This is a genomic window from Pseudomonas sp. ACN5 (assembly GCF_002303975.1).
Lineage (GTDB): Bacteria > Pseudomonadota > Gammaproteobacteria > Pseudomonadales > Pseudomonadaceae > Aquipseudomonas > Aquipseudomonas laurylsulfatiphila.
Genome location: NZ_MRCP01000006.1, coordinates 295006 through 310798, shown reverse-complemented (window position 1 = coordinate 310798; position 15793 = coordinate 295006). Strand labels below are relative to the sequence as shown.

At 60.0% G+C, this 15793-nt stretch carries 19 protein-coding genes, 1 pseudogene and 1 riboswitch; of the genes and pseudogenes, 11 read left to right on the top strand and 9 right to left on the bottom strand.

Annotated elements, in window-relative coordinates; all coding sequences use genetic code 11:
- Window positions 1–1023 carry a ferrochelatase gene (gene hemH / locus BSF40_RS14105; protein ID WP_095965569.1) on the top strand — a complete coding sequence of 341 codons (1023 nt, stop codon included), beginning with the start codon at window positions 1–3 and terminating at the stop codon, window positions 1021–1023.
- A 145-nt stretch (window positions 1024–1168) separates the two neighbouring features.
- On the opposite strand, the gene BSF40_RS14100 is transcribed toward hemH, so the two are convergent.
- Window positions 1169–2443 carry a uracil-xanthine permease family protein gene (locus tag BSF40_RS14100; protein WP_095965568.1) on the bottom strand — a complete coding sequence of 425 codons (1275 nt, stop codon included), beginning with the start codon at window positions 2441–2443 and terminating at the stop codon, window positions 1169–1171.
- 2 nt (window positions 2444–2445) lie between these two features.
- Complete coding sequence (gene upp / locus BSF40_RS14095; RefSeq protein ID WP_095965567.1) at window positions 2446–3084, bottom strand: uracil phosphoribosyltransferase; 639 nt, start codon at window positions 3082–3084, stop codon at window positions 2446–2448.
- Between the two features lie 165 nt (window positions 3085–3249).
- Between upp and BSF40_RS14090 the strand changes: the two genes are divergently transcribed.
- The 4 genes from BSF40_RS14090 (at window position 3250) to BSF40_RS14075 (ending at window position 5290) form a co-directional block, all read left to right on the top strand.
- Window positions 3250–3807 carry a hypoxanthine-guanine phosphoribosyltransferase gene (locus BSF40_RS14090; protein ID WP_007973854.1) on the top strand — a complete coding sequence of 186 codons (558 nt, stop codon included), beginning with the start codon at window positions 3250–3252 and terminating at the stop codon, window positions 3805–3807.
- 3 nt (window positions 3808–3810) lie between these two features.
- Entirely contained in the window at window positions 3811–4284 is a 474-nt protein-coding gene (locus BSF40_RS14085) for a WbuC family cupin fold metalloprotein (protein WP_095965566.1), read from the top strand.
- Window positions 4285–4453: 169 nt separating this feature from the next.
- A complete protein-coding gene (locus tag BSF40_RS14080; RefSeq protein ID WP_095965565.1) occupies window positions 4454–4939 on the top strand; it encodes a hypothetical protein in 486 nt (161 codons plus the stop codon).
- A gap of 63 nt (window positions 4940–5002) precedes the next feature.
- Window positions 5003–5290 (top strand): PA4642 family protein, encoded by a 288-nt coding sequence (locus tag BSF40_RS14075; protein ID WP_095965564.1) that lies wholly within the window; start codon window positions 5003–5005, stop codon window positions 5288–5290.
- 106 nt (window positions 5291–5396) lie between these two features.
- On the opposite strand, the gene mqo is transcribed toward BSF40_RS14075, so the two are convergent.
- Window positions 5397–6905, bottom strand: a complete 1509-nt coding sequence (gene mqo, locus BSF40_RS14070; RefSeq protein ID WP_015096804.1) for a malate dehydrogenase (quinone) — start codon at window positions 6903–6905, stop codon at window positions 5397–5399.
- Between the two features lie 741 nt (window positions 6906–7646).
- Window positions 7647–7886 carry a hypothetical protein gene (locus tag BSF40_RS14065; protein WP_015096803.1) on the bottom strand — a complete coding sequence of 80 codons (240 nt, stop codon included), beginning with the start codon at window positions 7884–7886 and terminating at the stop codon, window positions 7647–7649.
- Between the two features lie 204 nt (window positions 7887–8090).
- Between BSF40_RS14065 and BSF40_RS14060 the strand changes: the two genes are divergently transcribed.
- Entirely contained in the window at window positions 8091–8675 is a 585-nt protein-coding gene (locus tag BSF40_RS14060) for a YajG family lipoprotein (RefSeq protein ID WP_007973847.1), read from the top strand.
- 123 nt (window positions 8676–8798) lie between these two features.
- Here the strand turns inward: BSF40_RS14060 and BSF40_RS14055 are convergent, their stop codons facing one another.
- A complete protein-coding gene (locus BSF40_RS14055) occupies window positions 8799–9005 on the bottom strand; it encodes a hypothetical protein (RefSeq protein ID WP_015096802.1) in 207 nt (68 codons plus the stop codon).
- Between the two features lie 190 nt (window positions 9006–9195).
- Here BSF40_RS14055 and BSF40_RS14050 point away from each other — a divergent pair, with 190 nt between their 5' ends.
- A complete protein-coding gene (locus BSF40_RS14050; protein WP_007979321.1) occupies window positions 9196–9474 on the top strand; it encodes a hypothetical protein in 279 nt (92 codons plus the stop codon).
- 102 nt (window positions 9475–9576) lie between these two features.
- Here BSF40_RS14050 and BSF40_RS14045 read toward each other — a convergent pair whose 3' ends face one another.
- The gene (locus BSF40_RS14045) at window positions 9577–10740 is read right to left on the bottom strand and encodes a 1-acyl-sn-glycerol-3-phosphate acyltransferase (protein ID WP_172435707.1); all 1164 of its coding nucleotides are present in this window, start codon (window positions 10738–10740) and stop codon (window positions 9577–9579) included.
- 141 nt (window positions 10741–10881) lie between these two features.
- Here BSF40_RS14045 and BSF40_RS14040 point away from each other — a divergent pair, with 141 nt between their 5' ends.
- The 3 genes from BSF40_RS14040 to BSF40_RS14030 are packed head-to-tail and all read left to right on the top strand — an operon-like array spanning window position 10882 to window position 11993.
- A complete protein-coding gene (locus BSF40_RS14040; protein WP_008045984.1) occupies window positions 10882–11064 on the top strand; it encodes a CPXCG motif-containing cysteine-rich protein in 183 nt (60 codons plus the stop codon).
- 9 nt (window positions 11065–11073) lie between these two features.
- On the top strand, window positions 11074–11334 hold the full coding sequence (locus BSF40_RS14035; protein ID WP_007979315.1) for a putative signal transducing protein: 261 nt from the start codon (window positions 11074–11076) through the stop codon (window positions 11332–11334).
- A gap of 35 nt (window positions 11335–11369) precedes the next feature.
- Window positions 11370–11993: an SOS response-associated peptidase gene (locus BSF40_RS14030; protein ID WP_095965562.1), complete on the top strand. Its 624-nt coding sequence runs from the start codon at window positions 11370–11372 to the stop codon at window positions 11991–11993.
- A gap of 202 nt (window positions 11994–12195) precedes the next feature.
- Here the strand turns inward: BSF40_RS14030 and BSF40_RS14025 are convergent.
- Window positions 12196–12690 (bottom strand): annotated as a pseudogene (locus tag BSF40_RS14025) (cache domain-containing protein); the annotation flags it as partial.
- 286 nt (window positions 12691–12976) lie between these two features.
- Here BSF40_RS14025 and BSF40_RS14020 point away from each other — a divergent pair.
- Window positions 12977–13795: a M48 family metallopeptidase gene (locus tag BSF40_RS14020; RefSeq protein WP_095965561.1), complete on the top strand. Its 819-nt coding sequence runs from the start codon at window positions 12977–12979 to the stop codon at window positions 13793–13795.
- A 136-nt stretch (window positions 13796–13931) separates the two neighbouring features.
- Here the strand turns inward: BSF40_RS14020 and BSF40_RS14015 are convergent, their stop codons facing one another.
- Window positions 13932–14516 (bottom strand): TMEM165/GDT1 family protein, encoded by a 585-nt coding sequence (locus tag BSF40_RS14015; RefSeq protein WP_007972537.1) that lies wholly within the window; start codon window positions 14514–14516, stop codon window positions 13932–13934.
- Between the two features lie 90 nt (window positions 14517–14606).
- A riboswitch (yybP-ykoY riboswitch) is annotated at window positions 14607–14729 on the bottom strand.
- A 52-nt stretch (window positions 14730–14781) separates the two neighbouring features.
- A complete protein-coding gene (locus tag BSF40_RS14010) occupies window positions 14782–15780 on the bottom strand; it encodes a class I SAM-dependent methyltransferase (RefSeq protein WP_095965560.1) in 999 nt (332 codons plus the stop codon).
- Between the last annotated feature and the right edge of the window lie 13 nt (window positions 15781–15793).

The window sequence follows — 15793 nt, the reverse complement described above, 5'->3', positions numbered from 1 at the left end:
ATGACCGATCACGCGTTGCTTCTGGTCAACCTGGGTTCACCTGCCTCCACCTCGGTGGCGGATGTGCGCAGCTACCTCAATCAATTTCTGATGGACCCGTACGTGATCGACCTGCCATGGCCGGTGCGGCGCTTGCTGGTATCGCTGATCCTGATCAAGCGTCCCGAGCAATCGGCCCATGCCTATGCCTCGATCTGGTGGGACGAGGGCTCGCCCCTGGTGGTGCTCAGCCGTCGCCTGCAACAAGCCATGACTGCCCAGTGGCAGCACGGCCCGGTCGAGCTGGCGATGCGCTATGGCGAGCCTTCGATTGAGTCAACCCTGGTGCGCATGGCCGCCGCGGGGCACAAGCGGATAACCCTGGCGCCGCTTTATCCACAGTTCGCCGACAGCACCACGACTACGGTCATCGAAGAGGCCAAGCGCGTGGTGCGTGAGAAAAACCTCGACGTGCAGATGTCGGTGCTCCAGCCGTTCTACGATCAACCCGAGTACCTCGATGCGCTGGCTGCCACGACCAAGCCCTATCTGGAGCAGGATTTCGATCACTTGCTGATGAGCTTTCACGGCTTGCCGGAACGGCATCTGAAGAAACTCAACCCCGGTCACTGCTTCGACGGTGGCGGTGATTGCTGTGCCGGAGCGCCACCGGAGGTGGTCGCCACCTGTTATCGCGGCCAATGCCTGCGTACGGCGGCAGAGGTCGCCAAGCGCATGGGGCTAGCGGAGGGCAAGTGGTCGGTGTCGTTCCAGTCGCGCCTGGGGCGTGCCAAATGGATCGAACCCTACACTGAGGCGCGCCTCGATGAGTTGGCTAAAAGCGGCGTGAAAAAGATTCTGGTGATGTGCCCGGCGTTCGTTGCCGATTGCATCGAGACCCTGGAAGAGATCGGTGATCGCGGCAAGGAGCAATTCCGCGAGGCGGGGGGAGAGGAGTTGGTGCTGGTGCCGTGCCTCAACGATGACCCGCATTGGGCGCGGGCGTTGAGTGCGTTGTGCGAGCGCGCGCCGTTGGTCCTTTAAAAGCTTCGTCGGAACGCCGCCCGGAGCAAGCCCGCTCCCACATTTGATCGGTGCTGGACACAATATATGTGTACACCGAAATCCAATGTGGGAGCGGGCTTGCTCGCGAAGAGGCTCTTACAGTCAGCGAAAAATCCGAACCTGCTTAGATCAGCGGCTCATTCGCCTTTTTGTGCTTCCAGCTGTCATTGCCCGGCAGGATCAGGTTCAAGCCAATCGCCACCACCGCGCATAGTGCGATGCCTTTGAGGCCGAAGTCGTCCGGCCCCGTGCCGGTGCCGATCAGTACACCGCCGATCCCGAACACCAGGGTCACCGACACAATCACCAGATTGCGCGCCTCGCCCAGATCGATCTTGTGGCGGATCAGTGTGTTCATCCCCACCGCCGCGATCGAACCGAACAGCAGGCACAGAATCCCGCCCATCACCGGCACCGGAATGCTTTGCAGCAGCGCACCGAACTTGCCGATGAACGCCAGGCTGATGGCGAAGATCGCCGCCCAGGTCATGATTTTCGGATTGTAGTTTTTGGTCAGCATGACCGCACCGGTCACTTCGGCGTAGGTGGTGTTGGGCGGGCCGCCAAACAGACCGGCCGCCGTGGTGGCAATGCCGTCGCCGAGCAGGGTGCGGTGCAGGCCGGGCTTCTTCAGGTAATCGCGACCGGTCACGCTACCCACGGCAATCACGCCGCCGATGTGTTCGATGGCCGGGGCCAAAGCCACCGGAACGATGAACAGGATCGCCTGCCAGTTGAATTCCGGCGCGGTGAAGTGCGGGATGGCGAACCAGGGTGCCGCAGCGATCTTCGCGGTATCGACCACGCCGAAGTAGAACGACATGCCGAAGCCCACCAGCACGCCGGAGATGATCGGCACCAGGCGAAAGATGCCCTTGCCGAAAACCGCAACGATCAGCGTGGTCAGCAGTGCAGGCATCGAGATCATCATCGCCGTCTGGTAATGAATCAATTCACTGCCGTCACCGGCCTTGCCCATGGCCATGTTGGCGGCAATCGGTGCCATCGCCAGGCCAATCGAAATGATCACCGGCCCGATCACCACCGGCGGCAGCAGGCGGTCGATGAAACCGGTGCCTTTGATCTTCACCGCGAGACCGAGGAAGGTATAGACGAAACCCGCCGCCATCACGCCGCCCATGGTCGCGGCCAGGCCGAACTGGCCCTTGGCGAGAATGATCGGGGTGATGAAGGCAAAGCTCGATGCCAGGAACACCGGCACCTGGCGCCCGGTGACGATCTGGAACAGGATCGTCCCCAGGCCGGCCGTAAACAGCGCCACATTCGGGTCGAGACCGGTGATCAGCGGCATCAACACCAGGGCGCCGAAGGCCACGAACAGCATCTGTGCACCCGACAGCACCGTGCGCCAGAGCGGATCGTTGAACTCTTGCTGCATGGTCACGCGTCCTTCTGCTTGGTGCCGAAGATCTTGTCACCGGCATCGCCCAGCCCTGGGATGATGTAACCGTGTTCGTTCAGTTTTTGGTCAATGGAGGCGGTGTAGATGATCACGTCCGGGTGTGCCTTCTCGACCACAGCGATGCCTTCCGGGGCGGCAACCAGCACCATGGCGCGGATGTCGCGGCAGCCGGCCTTTTTCAGCAGGTCGATGGTGGCAACCATCGAGCCGCCGGTGGCGAGCATCGGGTCGATGATCATCGCCAGGCGTTCGTCGATTTCCGGCACCAGCTTCTCGAGGTAGGTGTGGGCCTCGAGGGTTTCCTCGTTGCGGGCCACGCCCACGGCGCTGACTTTGGCGCCCGGGATCAGGCTGAGCACGCCTTCGAGCATGCCGATGCCGGCACGCAGGATCGGCACTACGGTAATTTTCTTGCCGGCGATTTTCTCGACCGACACAGTGCCGCACCAGCCATCGATATCGTAGGATTCCAGCGGCAGGTCTTTGGTGGCTTCATAGGTCAACAGGGCACCGACTTCCTGAGCGAGCTCACGGAAATTCTTGGTGCTGATGTCTGCGCGGCGCATTAGGCCAAGTTTATGACGGATCAGCGGGTGGCGGATCTCATGGATGGGCATGGGGAAAGGCTCCGGCGGCGGGCAAAAAAACCGGCCTAGATTAATCTATCCGAGGGTGTTGTCCTATAGACATACAGTACGTTAGTCCACAAACGCTTGATCTGGCCTCGCTTGATGCGTACCTTTGCCCGCTTTTCCTGAATCCGCCATCCCCTGGAGAGCACCATGTCCGCTGATCTCGAGCATATCCGTCAAATCATGCGAGAGGCTGACTGCCTGTACACCGAAGCTGAAGTCGAGGCGGCCATCGCCCGCGTCGGTGCACAAATCAACGATCAACTGGCGGATTCCAATCCGGTGGTGTTCTGCGTGATGAACGGCGGGCTGATTTTCTCCGGCAAGCTGCTGACCTATCTGCACTTCCCGCTGGAAGCGTCCTACCTGCACGCTACCCGCTATCGCAACGAAACCAGCGGTGGCGACCTGTTCTGGAAGGCCAAGCCGGAAGTGTCCTTCATCGACCGTGATGTGTTGATCATCGATGACATCCTCGACGAGGGTCACACCCTGGGTGCGATCATCGACTTCTGTAAGCACGCTGGCGCACGTAAAGTGCACACCGCTGTGCTGATCGATAAAGACCACGACCGCAAGGCCCGTCCGGACCTCAAGGCCGATTTCGTCGGTCTGCCGTGCGTCGACCGCTACATCTTCGGTTACGGTATGGACTACAAAGGCTACTGGCGTAACGCCAACGGGATTTTCGCCGTTAAAGGAATGTAAGACATGGATACGCCGCGTTTTCTGGATCAGACCTTGTTCGCCGAGCTGGCCGGGAAAGCCGCGGCCAATCCTCGCGGGCGCCAGCATCACAATTTTCATCAGATGGAAGACGCTTGCCATCGCATGGCGGTGGGGCTGCAGCCGTCCACCTATATCCCGCCTCACCGGCACTTGGGTGACAACAAGGCCGAAACCCTGTTGGTCCTCAAGGGACGGCTGGGCGTGTTGATCTTTGACGAGACCGGCATGGTGCTGAGCAAGACCGTGCTCGAGGCCGGTGGCGACTGTGTTGGCGTGGACCTGCCAACCGGTGTGTTCCACGGTCTGGTGGTGCTGGAGGCCGACAGCCTGATGTTCGAATGCAAGGCCGGTCCTTACCGTCCGGTCGGTGAAGGCGAGCTGGCGCATTGGGCGCCGCGCGAAGGCGAGCCTGGTGTTGCCGAGTATCAGGCCTGGATGCGCGCGCAGTTCGATTGATTTTCTTCCTGTGGGAGCGGGCTTGCTCGCGAAGAGGGAGTGTCAGTCAACATCAAGGCGACTGACACACCGCTTTCGCGAGCAAGCCCGCTCCCACAGGGTGTCGTGTTCACAGCCTCACGTCCGCTCGCCCATGCTAGAGTGCTCGGCCCCGATTCCGGAGCCTGCCATGTACCCTTTTATCCGCAGCTGCGCCGCCCTGTTGCTGATCCTCAGCCTGCCTCTGGCCGCCGCCCCGGCGCCCATGCACAGTCAATTTCTGCCGCCGGACGATCTCACTCTGCGCGCTGCTGATCCCGAGCAGCAGCAACTGATGCAGGTCACCGATTATTCGGTGGTGGTCGGTGCTCAGCGTCAATCCAGTCAACAGCCGATTCCGGTCACTTCGCCGTTGCTGATTCGTCTCAAGGGCAAATCCCTGAACAAGGGCGCTACCATCAGTCAGGTACTGGTCAATTTCGATGGTGAAAGCAAAAGCCTGAAGAAGCCGGTTTACGACGAGGCGAGCAAGACTCTGACCCTCTATTATCCGCTGGCGCAATACCGGGTGGTGATCGACTTGCTGCGCAACGACACGGTGTATTGCCAGTTTCTCAGCTACGCCAATGGCCATGTATGGGCCGATCTGCATACCGGCAGCACTCGTGCGCGTTGAGCCCTGTGCCTGCGCGGGGGTAAACTGCCCGCCCCGTGAAATGTCTGCGAGCTGGAGTCGGCAATGCGTAAAGATAAAAAACAAGTGATTGGTGACGAGATCGGTGATGAGCAGATCAAGTTGTTCCTCGATTTCGAACCGGTCGACGCGACTTCTCCGTCCCTGCACAAACTGGTCAAGGCCTACCGTGGCCTGCGCATCGACGATTTCGAGCGTTTCCTGACGTTCTTCGTCGAAGCCGGTTACGACGTGAATGGCAAGGATGAGCACGGCAATGACTTTATTGCCCTGATCAAGGATCAGCGCAATGCACCGGATTACATCGAGTTGATCGAGAAGGTTCGCGGTTAAGATCAGGAAATCGCAGCCTTCGGTAGCTCCACAAGGAGCGATCTTTCAAAGGCATAAAAAAACGCCCCGCTCTCAATGAGAACGGGGCGTTTTTCATGGGGCCGAATCAAGCGTAGCTTTCGGTCTCGCTGCTGGCTTCAACCAGTTCCAGGGCAACGTTGTTCTGCGTGCTGATCTTGCGATACAGCGCAGCGTCGGTTTCCAGAACTTTCTCCCGGGCCGGGAAGATTTCTGCCAGTTTGCCAGCCCATTCGCCCTTGGCTTTGCTCGGGAAGCATTTCTCGATCAGCTCGAGCATGATCGAAACAGTCACCGATGCACCAGGCGAAGCACCGAGCAATGCAGCCAGGGAACCGTCCTTGGCCGCGACCAGTTCGGTACCGAATTGCAGGATGCCGCCTTTTTTCGGGTCTTTCTTGATGATCTGCACCCGTTGTCCGGCCACTTCCAGGCGCCAGTCTTCGGCTTTCGCCTCCGGGTAGAAGCGACGCAGGGACTCCAGGCGCTGCTCCATAGACTGCATCACTTCGCTGACCAGGTACTTGGTCAGGTCCATGTTGTTTTTCGCCACGGCCAGCATCGGGCCGATGTTGCCGGCGCGAACCGACATCGGCAGGTCCATGAAGGAACCGTGCTTGAGGAACTTGGTGGTGAAGCCGGCGTACGGTCCGAACAGCAGGGACTTCTTGCCATCGACCACGCGGGTGTCCAGGTGCGGCACGGACATTGGCGGTGAACCTACGGCAGCCTGGCTGTAGACCTTGGCCTGGTGGTGCTTGACCACTTCCGGGTTGTCGCAGCGCAGCCACTGGCCGCTGATCGGGAAGCCGCCGAAGCCTTTGCTCTCTTCAATGCCCGAGGCTTGCAGCAGTGGCAGTGCCGCGCCGCCAGCGCCGAGGAAGACGAATTTGGCGTCGACTTCACGGGTGTTGCCGCTGTTGACGTCCTTGATGCTGACGGTCCAGCCGCCGTTGCTGCGCTTGAGGCCGGTCACGCGCTTGCAGTACTTGACCTGGGCATCGGGTGCGCTGGTCAGGTGCTTGAGCAACTGGTTGGTCAAGGCGCCGAAGTTGACGTCGGTACCATTGATCACGCGGGTGGCGGCAAGGGTTTCGCCGGGGTCGCGCCCAGGCATCATCAATGGCATCCACTCTGCCATTGTCGCCTTGTCTTCGGTGTATTCCATGTCGGCGAAGGCGTGGTGCTTGCTCAGCACCTTGAAGCGTTCCTTGAGGAAGGACACGCCGCTGTCGCCCTGCACGAAACTCAGGTGTGGCACCGGGCTGATAAACGATTTGCACGAGCCGAACGTGCCTTTCCTGGTCAGGTACGACCAGAATTGCTTCGACACCTCGAACTGGGTGTTGATGTGCACGGCTTTCTTGATGTCGACGGCGCCATCGGCTGCCTGCGGCGTGTAGTTGAGCTCACACAGCCCGGCGTGACCGGTACCGGCGTTGTTCCAGGGGTTGGAACTCTCCGCGGCACCGGAGTCCATCAGCTCGACGACTTCCAGCTTGATCGCGGGGTCGAGCTCTTTGAGCAGCACTGCAAGGGTGGCACTCATGATGCCGGCCCCAACCAGTACTACGTCGACTGCTTCGTTATGCGCCATTTAACGCGTCTCCAAAATCTGCAGCACCAAATTGTCGGCATGGCTGCCAGGCGTTCCAGGGCGTGTCAATGTGGCCCCAGGGTATTCATGGCAGTATCGCCATGTCCGAATCTTCGCAATTTATCGCAACTTCGACGGACGCTACCTGCCGGGTCTAATAAGAGTCATATGAACTCATTTCAACGTGCGACTGGCAATTCGACTTATGGTCGATACATCCGTTTGTGCAACCAAATCCGTAGCGGACAGGCTTCAGGCTCCGGTGTTCGAGGAATACTCGGTCCTGTGTCGTTGGGCTGTTGTAGACGCTAATGGTGCATGTTCAGACGCAAAACTATTCATTTGCTCGCCACACTCTTGTGAAGTTGTGAAAACCCGTTTTTTTCACGCTCTTTTGAAGACGTGAACCTCAAAAAGGGCTGTCCCAGCCTGGCACCGTGCCCGGATGGATTACCGCCATGGGATACAGGGCAGGCAAAACGGGCAAACAGCTCAGTGACCGAGCGTAATGACAGCTCTGCAGATTCGCGAAAAGTGGAGGTTTTGCTCAACAAAACAGCAAGCGCGCCAGCTTCACTCGATCTGTGTGGGCGGCTCTCTGTGGGCGGTGCGGGGTGTCAACACAAGCGCATTGACGATGCTGCGAGGCCCGATCAGGAGACGTCCTTATAATCGGGGGGAGATTGTATCTAAGAAACGCAGGGAAATGGTCGTGTTTAATGACTTTTATTAGGTGTTTGGTCAGGTTGTCAGCAGTTGCTGTGCACGCGAGCGTGGCTGGTACGGTTGCGAAACGACGCGGGCGCCGGCCGGCAGCGGCTGATTCAGCCAATTCAGGCGGATTTCCTCGATTTCAACCCAGCCATCTCCCATGGGCTGCAAGCTGCACTGCTTGAAGGCCTGGCAGTGGCCGTTGCGGTCGAGCAGGGCGAAGCAACGGTGCAACGGGCGGGGCGCGAACAGAGAGATCAGATGGCGCATGGTGAAGTACCGTGTGGGTGATTGCCAGGAAGATTGCCTGTAGGCCATTACGTGCAAGTGTAGGAGGGGTGACATCTGTGTGACATGAACTGCAATCCCCAGGGGTTGTCAGAGATTTCATCAAACACTGTGAGGTGCTGGTTCCCCGCAGTGGCGCACCGCTATACTGCCGGCCTGTTTGTGCCTGATTCTGGAGAGAAGAGCATGTTGCAACGCCTGTTGTTCGGTTTGATCACTGTGACCAGTTTGACCCTGGTTGGCTGCGCCCACAGCCCGCAACAACTGAGCCCGGAACCCAAGCTGACCGCCCAGTTGGCCCCGGTCGGCCATGGCCAACCCGTCGTGGTGCGTGTCGTGGACGGTCGCCCGTCGCCGACGCTGGGCACCCGTGGTGGCCTGTACCCGGAGACCAGCGCGATCACCGTGCAGGGCGCGCAGATCCTGCCGAAGCTGCAGGCCCAGGCTGAAGCCGCCGTGCGTCTGTTGGGCTTTACCCCGACGAACAACGCCATGAATGCGCCGCAACTGACCGTGACCCTGGCGGAATTGAAGTACCAGTCGCCCAAGGAAGGCATGTACGTGACCGAAGCCACCATCGGCGCGACGTTCCGCTCGGATGTGCAGAACGCCAACCGTCGCTACAGCGGTCGTTATGGTTCCTCCCTGGACCAGCGCTTCGGCATGGCGCCGAACCAGGAAACCAACACCAAGCTGGTCAGCGATGTGCTGAGCGACGCGTTGACCCGCCTGTTCAAGGACCCGACCGTAGGCCAGATTCTCGGCGAGTAATGCGAGCCCCTGTAGGAGCGAGCCTGCTCGCGATGGTCGTTAACGATTACGCGGGGAATCTGATACCCCGCGGCGTCCTCAAGTCCATCGCGAGCAAGCTCGCTCCTACAGGGGGCAAGGAAATCAGGCAGCCTGCGAGTAGAAATCCAGCACACTCACACCCGTCAGCAAGTCCGTTTCCGGCAAATCCGCATGTTGATGCCCGCCCAGGGCGCAATACACCAGCCAGTGGCGATCCTGAACGTTGAAGGCGAGGCTGCCGACGAGGGCTTGTTGTTCTTCGCTGGGGATGATGAGGTAGAGACGATCCTGGTTTTCGGCGTGGAGCATGACGTGATCCGTGTCGGTTTAGAGACGCGCATGTTCGCTGATACAGATGACGAAGCCGTGACTCAGGACAGCCATTGATCAAAAGCTTCGTTATTTGTCGGAAACCGAGGGCAGGGGCGCAGGCTTTCGGTAGAATCCGCGCCGCGGTCGCCCGTCCGGCAACTGCTACCTGTTTGACTTGAGGTTTGTGATGTCGCTGCACTTGATGACACTGTTTACCGCCCATCCCGCCAAACTGATCAATCTGCTGGCCTTGCTCTTTGCCTTCCCGGGCGGCTGGTTGCTGCACGCCACCCGTCGCCGCGAACTGCGTGCGATGGCCAGTTTGCAGGCGCAGCGCCAGAGCAGCCCGAACGTAGAGCCCACGCTGGATTGGGCGACCTTGCGCATGAACCGGTTTTTCTACATCTTCGGCTTTGCCTGCATGGGGATGGCGCTGCTGGTGTCCTGGATCAGCACTCAGGTCTGAACCTTTTCAAAGTAAAAGATCGCAGCCTTCGGCAGCTCCTACAGGGGCACATCAATCCCGTGCAGGAGCTGCCGAAGGCTGCGATCTTTTGATCTTGACCGCTTACAGCGGCAATCCTGCCTTCACCCGGTACTGATTACGCACCGGCGTTGCATATTGCAGCACCAGGTAAGGACGATGCTCTTGCGGGCAAGCGTCCAGGCGGCGTTGCCATTCTTCCTGGGCCTTGGCCAGTTCTTGGGCCGGGAACACCTCGGCGGCCTTCGGCACCTGCAACTGCGGATCAGCGTCTTTCCACTGCGCGTAAGCCAGGTAGTGCACCGGGAACAAGCGATAGCCGCTGAGGATTTGCTTGTCCATCTCGACCGCCAATTGCTTGGTGTCTTCGAACAGTTCGGTGATCGGCGCGGCAAAGTTCACATGCACCCGGCCCTTGTAGCCGGTGATGCCCTTGGCGATGCTCACGTCATCCTCGCCCGGCACCTTGGTGTAGCCGCCGGTGGTGGCGCGGATGTAAAGCTCGCGGGCCTTGGCCTGATCGCAGGGGTCGTACTCGTAGCTGATCGACACCGGGGTCAGGTTCAGCGACTGAATGACTTCGCCGAACGGCTCGTCCTTGCGGCTCATGTGGAACATCTTGAGGATCGCCGATTCGGTACGGTCGTCACCGTCCTTGGCGCGGCCCTCGGCCTGGGCGATCCAGATCGAGGCGCAATCGTTGCGGATCGAATGGTTGATATACGCCGACAGCAATTGATAGGCCGCCATTTTCTCCCGGCGACCGCTGATTGAGCGGTGCACGATGAAGCTCTTGTTCAGGCGCATCAGGTCGCTGACGAAAGGCTTTTGCAGCAGGTTGTCGCCAATGGCAATGCGCGGGGTCGGCAGGCCGGCGTGGTACACGGCGTAGTTGACGAAGGCCGGGTCCATCACGATATCGCGGTGGTTGGCGATAAACAGGTAGGCACTGCCGGACTTGAATTGCTCCACCCCGGTATAAGTGACACCGTCGGTGGCGCGCTCGATGGTGTGGTCGACGTAAACCTCGACTTTGTCCTGTAACGTGGCCACACAGGTCACGCCGGCAAACTCACGGCGCAGCCGATGGGCTATAAGAGGTTTGAGCGCCCAGCCTAAAGCGCCGGCAAAACGCGGGAAGCGGAAGTGGGTGAGGATATCTAGAAACGCCTTGTCGCCGAGCAGCCGGTCCAGCACCGCTGGGACTTCGCTGTCGTCGTAAGGTCGGATGGCATCGAATTCGCCCATCATGCTCTCTTGTTAGAAACGGCTAGGGTAAGTAAAGGTTTTGTTCGAAAACCGGCGGGGCACGGTCTGAAAAAGTAGCCAGACAAAATAGCCCTGCAAATAGACCGGCGATTATACGCACAAGTCACCTGGGAGACCGCGATGCTGGAAAACGCAGTGTATGAATGTCCGTATTGTGGTGAGGAGGTAGAGACTACTCTGGATTTGTCCGGTGGCGATCAGACCTACATCGAGGACTGTCAGGTGTGCTGCCGGCCGATAACCTTCGTGTTGCAGGTTCATGAAGAGGAATGGCATCTCGAAGTGTTCAGTGAAAATGAATGAGGAACGTGTATGCAGCGCATCTACGATCCGGAAAACCTGATGGAAGGCGAGCTGCTGCAAGGCATGCTCGCCAGCGAGGGTATCGAGGCGCATCTGGTGGGCCGTGATTTGCTCGGCGGCTCCGGGGAGTTGCCGATCTATGGCCTGCTCGGGCTGTCGGTCGAGAACGACCAGGCCGAATACGCCCGTGAGCTGATCACCGCGTACAATGCAGCGCTGCCGCTGTCCGGCGATGAACCGGACAGTTTTCCCGGCACGCTGGTCTGTTAGGCTGGCGTTCGTTTGATCAAGAGCTGTGTTGCCCCATGTGTGGACGTTATGCCCTGTTTCGCTGGAACCCTGCCTTCGCGGCGCTGCCTGGTTTTCCCGCCGACCAGAAGGCGCAGTGGAACATTTCCCCGAATGATTCGGTGTTGATGCTGCGGGCCGGGCCTGACGGTCAGCGCTCGCTTGCCCGCGCCCGCTGGGGCCTGACGCCTCCCTGGCTGACCGATCTGTCCCGCACCCCGGCCCACGCCCGCGCCGAAACCGTTGCCGAGCAGCCGATGTTTCGCCAGGCCCTGCGCGAGCGCCGCTGCCTGTTGCCGGCCAATGGTTTCTACGAATGGCGCGGCACGACGCGCAAGCGCCCGTACTGGCTGACACCGGGGGAGGGCTCGTCATTGTTTTTTGCGGCGATCTGGGAGGCCTATCCGGTACAGGAGCAGGTGTGGCTGAGTACCGCCGTGATTACCCAGCCAGCGGCGAGTCAGCGGCGGCCGTTGATTCTTGATGAGGCGGGGCAGGCCGCGTGGCTCGATCCCGAGACACCGTTGCATACTTTGCAAGCCTTGCTGGCCAGTGAGCCTGCCGCGTTGCGCGAACGGGTGCTGGCCAACATGGTGAATGATCCGAAGCTCAATGGGCCGGAGTGTTTGACGCCGGGTTGAGTTTTTTTGGTGGCAGTGCTGGCCCCTTCGCGAGCAAGCCCGCTCCCACTCTGGATCTGTGGCGTACACAAATCCCCTGTGGGAGCGGGCTTGCTCGCGAAGAGGGCCTGAAGGTCAAACCCTGAACTGATTGATCAGCCGCCGCTGTTGCTCGGCCAGCTTGGTCAAATCCGCACTGGCCGCACTCGACTCATCCGCACCGCCGACCATTTCCCCCGGCACCGCTGTAGAGTTTCTGGTTGGCGCCCAGGAGCATTTCCTGAATGAAGTTCACCGACAGGTCGGCGCCGACGATACCCTGGAAGGCACCGTTGAGCATGATTGGTTCAATGAAGGAGGCGAGCATGACGATTTTGTCGCCCGCCTTATAAGGCGCAGGATCAATCACGCAGGATTTTCCGGTTTCCTTTGAGCACAGGTAGTACTCGCTGGCGCGCACGCCGGTGGACAGGGTTTTCTGGTCGTCGACGTCCACCAGTTTGTCCAGGCCCAGGGTGCCGTCGTCGTTGCGGAACCACCAGGGCAGGAAGCGCCCGTTGCTGGCATCGATCCCGACCACCTGGGTGCCGACGTAGGCCGCATCTTTGTGGTCCAGTGCGTCTTTTTCCCAACCGATGTAGGTGCCGAGGATCTTCGGGTTCTTGACCACGTTTTCCTTGATCAGGCCGATCAGTTGCTCACGGCTCAGGGCGGGTTGGCCAACGGCGCCCGGCGGGCTCCGTACGCGAAAGGACGTCTGGGGAGGTGTATCGGCAGGGTGTCGGGCGGGCATGAGTGCGAGCCGTTGAAATGGCTGTTTTTGCGTGGCGGATGTCGCAAATGAATCAATGCGCGGCGTGACGGGCTGCGGCTTGCCCCGAAGTGTGAATTTTTTTCTGCATTGATGAGAGCTTTGTCTGAATCGCGCGTCTTATGTCTATTGTCTCTGGCGTCGATACCATTCCACGCCTAGGATACCCGGCATGTTTTCAGGGAGTTTTTCGATGAACAAGACATTGGCTATATATGCGCTGAGCGCAGGCCTGCTGCTCGCTGGCTGCCAGTCGGTCAATACCACCAGTGGTGGCGCTGTGGGCGTTGAGCGCAAGCAGTACATGTTCAGCATGTTGTCCTCGCAAGAGGTCGACCAGATGTACGCCCAGTCCTATACAAAGACTGTGAGTGAGGCGAGCAGCAAAGGCGTGCTGGACAAGACCAGCAGCGATGCCAAGCGTGTTCGGACGATTGCCGACCGGCTGATTGCCCAGGCGCCGAACTTTCGTCCGGACGCGGCCCAATGGAAGTGGGAAGTGAACCTGATCAAGAGCGACGAGCTCAATGCCAACTGTGGTCCTGGCGGCAAGATCTTTGTCTACACCGGGCTGATCGACAGTCTTCAACTCACTGACGATGAGCTCGCCGCGGTCATGGGCCATGAAATCGCCCACGCCCTGCGCGAGCACGGTCGTGAGGCGATGTCCAAGGCATACGGTATCGAAATGGCCAAGCAGGGCGCCGGTGCGTTGCTCGGGTTGGGCCAGGACAGCCTGGCCTTGGCGGACGCTGTAGCCAACTATGGCATGACCTTGCCCAACAGCCGTGCCAATGAAAACGAGGCGGACCTGATCGGCCTAGAACTGGCCGCCCGCGCCGGCTACAACCCGAACGCCGCGATCACCCTGTGGAACAAGATGAGCAAGGCCAGCGAAGGTGCTCCGCCGGAGTTCCTCAGCACGCACCCGTCTTCGAGCAGTCGGACGGCGGCGTTGCAGGCGGCGATTCCCAAGGTTATGCCACTTTACGAGCAGGCCAAGAAGTCCTGATAGTCATGCGGTGAGGCTGCTGGCCTCTTCGTCGGAACGCCGCCCGGAGCAAGCCCGCTCCCACAGGTTCAGCGCAATCCTTGTGGGAGCGGGCTTGCTCGCGAAGAACGATAACGCGGTCTAACGACCTATTGGGTCAAACCCACCCACTGCTCTGCATCGCCTTGTACACCGCGACAATCGCCAGGATGAAGAACGCCGACGCCGCCAGTCGACGGATCAGGGTCAATGGCAGCTTGTCTGCGGCAAAGTTACCCGCCAGAACCACCGGTACGTTGGCAATCAGCATGCCGGCGGTGGTGCCGATGATCACCAGCCACAACTCCGGATACTGCGCAGCCAGCATCACGGTCGCGATCTGGGTCTTGTCGCCGATTTCCGCCAGGAAGAACGCGATCAGCGTGGTCAGGAACGGCCCGAACTTGCGGGCGGTGCTGGCCTCGTCGTCATCCATCTTGTCCGGCACCAGGGTCCACAGGGCGGTCGCGGCGAAGCTCGCGGCGAGGATCCAGTGCAGCATCGTATCCGAGAAGAAACTGCCGACCCAGGCACCGACTGCACCGGCGGCCGCGTGGTTGGCCAGGGTCGCGGCAACGATACCGGCGATGATCGGCCAAGGCTTGCGGAAGCGAGCGGCGAGAATGAGTGCGAGCAGTTGCGTCTTGTCGCCGATTTCGGCCAAGGCAACGATTGCGGTGGGTACGAGTAGTGAATCCAGCATCAGGGGTTTTCCTAAGGGGCGGGTCGACACGGCTATGACACGTACAGCCTTCCCGCCCCGGGTAAGGTGTGCGTGTCATAGGTCTTGTCAAACCCTGCGATCCATCTGATGTGGATGCTTGGGTCGCATGCGCCATGGTCTGAGGACCAAGTATGTTGACGCATGCCGGACGAGCGTGGCGCTCGTGGGAGACTACTCCCCTAGGACGGAGCGGATTCTGCCTTTGCAAAACCCATTCGGCAAGCCTTCTTTTTCAAAAAAAGTTTCAGCCGCGCTTTGCCCGGTAGATTCTGAAACCCTGTCCTTCGGCCTTGATCGCACACACGCCAAGGTGCTCTTCGATCAATGGTTGATACTTCAGGAAGCTGTTCGCTACCAAGCGAAGTTCGCCGCCGTTTTTCAGATGTTTGGCTGCTTTTCGCAGCAAGTTCTCCGTTGCGAAATAGTCGGTGTGCACGCCGACATGGAACGGTGGATTGCTCAGGATCGCACTCAAACCCATCGGCGCTGCGTCGATTCCGTCACCGGTAATCACCTCGGCTTCCAGACCATTGGCCGCCAGGGTCAGGCGACTGCTGGCAGCGGCAAAGGCATCCACATCCAGCATCGTGACCTGATTGTGCGGGTAACGACGTTTCACCGCAGCGCCCAGAACCCCGGCGCCGCAACCGAAATCGAGCAAATGACCGCCAGGCAGTTTGTCCAGGTGTTCCAGCAGCAGCGCGCTGCCGCGATCGAGGCGACCATGACTGAACACTCCCGGCAGGCTGATGACCTTCAGCGGGCCTTCGGCCAGCGGCAGCTCGTAGGTCTGCGCCAGGCTTTCCAGCGGCTTGGCTTCAGGTGCGTTGGCCACGGTCACCTGCCAGAGCTGGCAGTGGCGCGCGCTGTCGAGTTTGCGTGGCTTGCCGAACGGGTTGAGTTGTTTGGCGGCACCTTCGATGCCGCTTTTTTTCTCGCCGACCAGGTACAGCTCGCGGCCGGCCAGACGCGAGGCGAGGGCGTTGAGGATGTAGTCGGTCAGGTCTTTGGCCTTGGGCAGAAAGACCACGGCGCTATCGAATCCGCGCTCCGGTGCGTTCACGCCAAAGTGGATGCGCCCGTCGAAGCGGGCGTCCAGCGCGGCCTGATCGCCGGCGTGCCAGCACCAGCCATGGGCATCGGGCAGGCGGCCCAGCAGGTCGTCGGCGGGTAAACCGGCCAACAGCACCGAACCCTGGAATAACTCGGCCTGACGAAGCAGTACTTCACTGCGCGGATCCATAACTGCTCCCGTG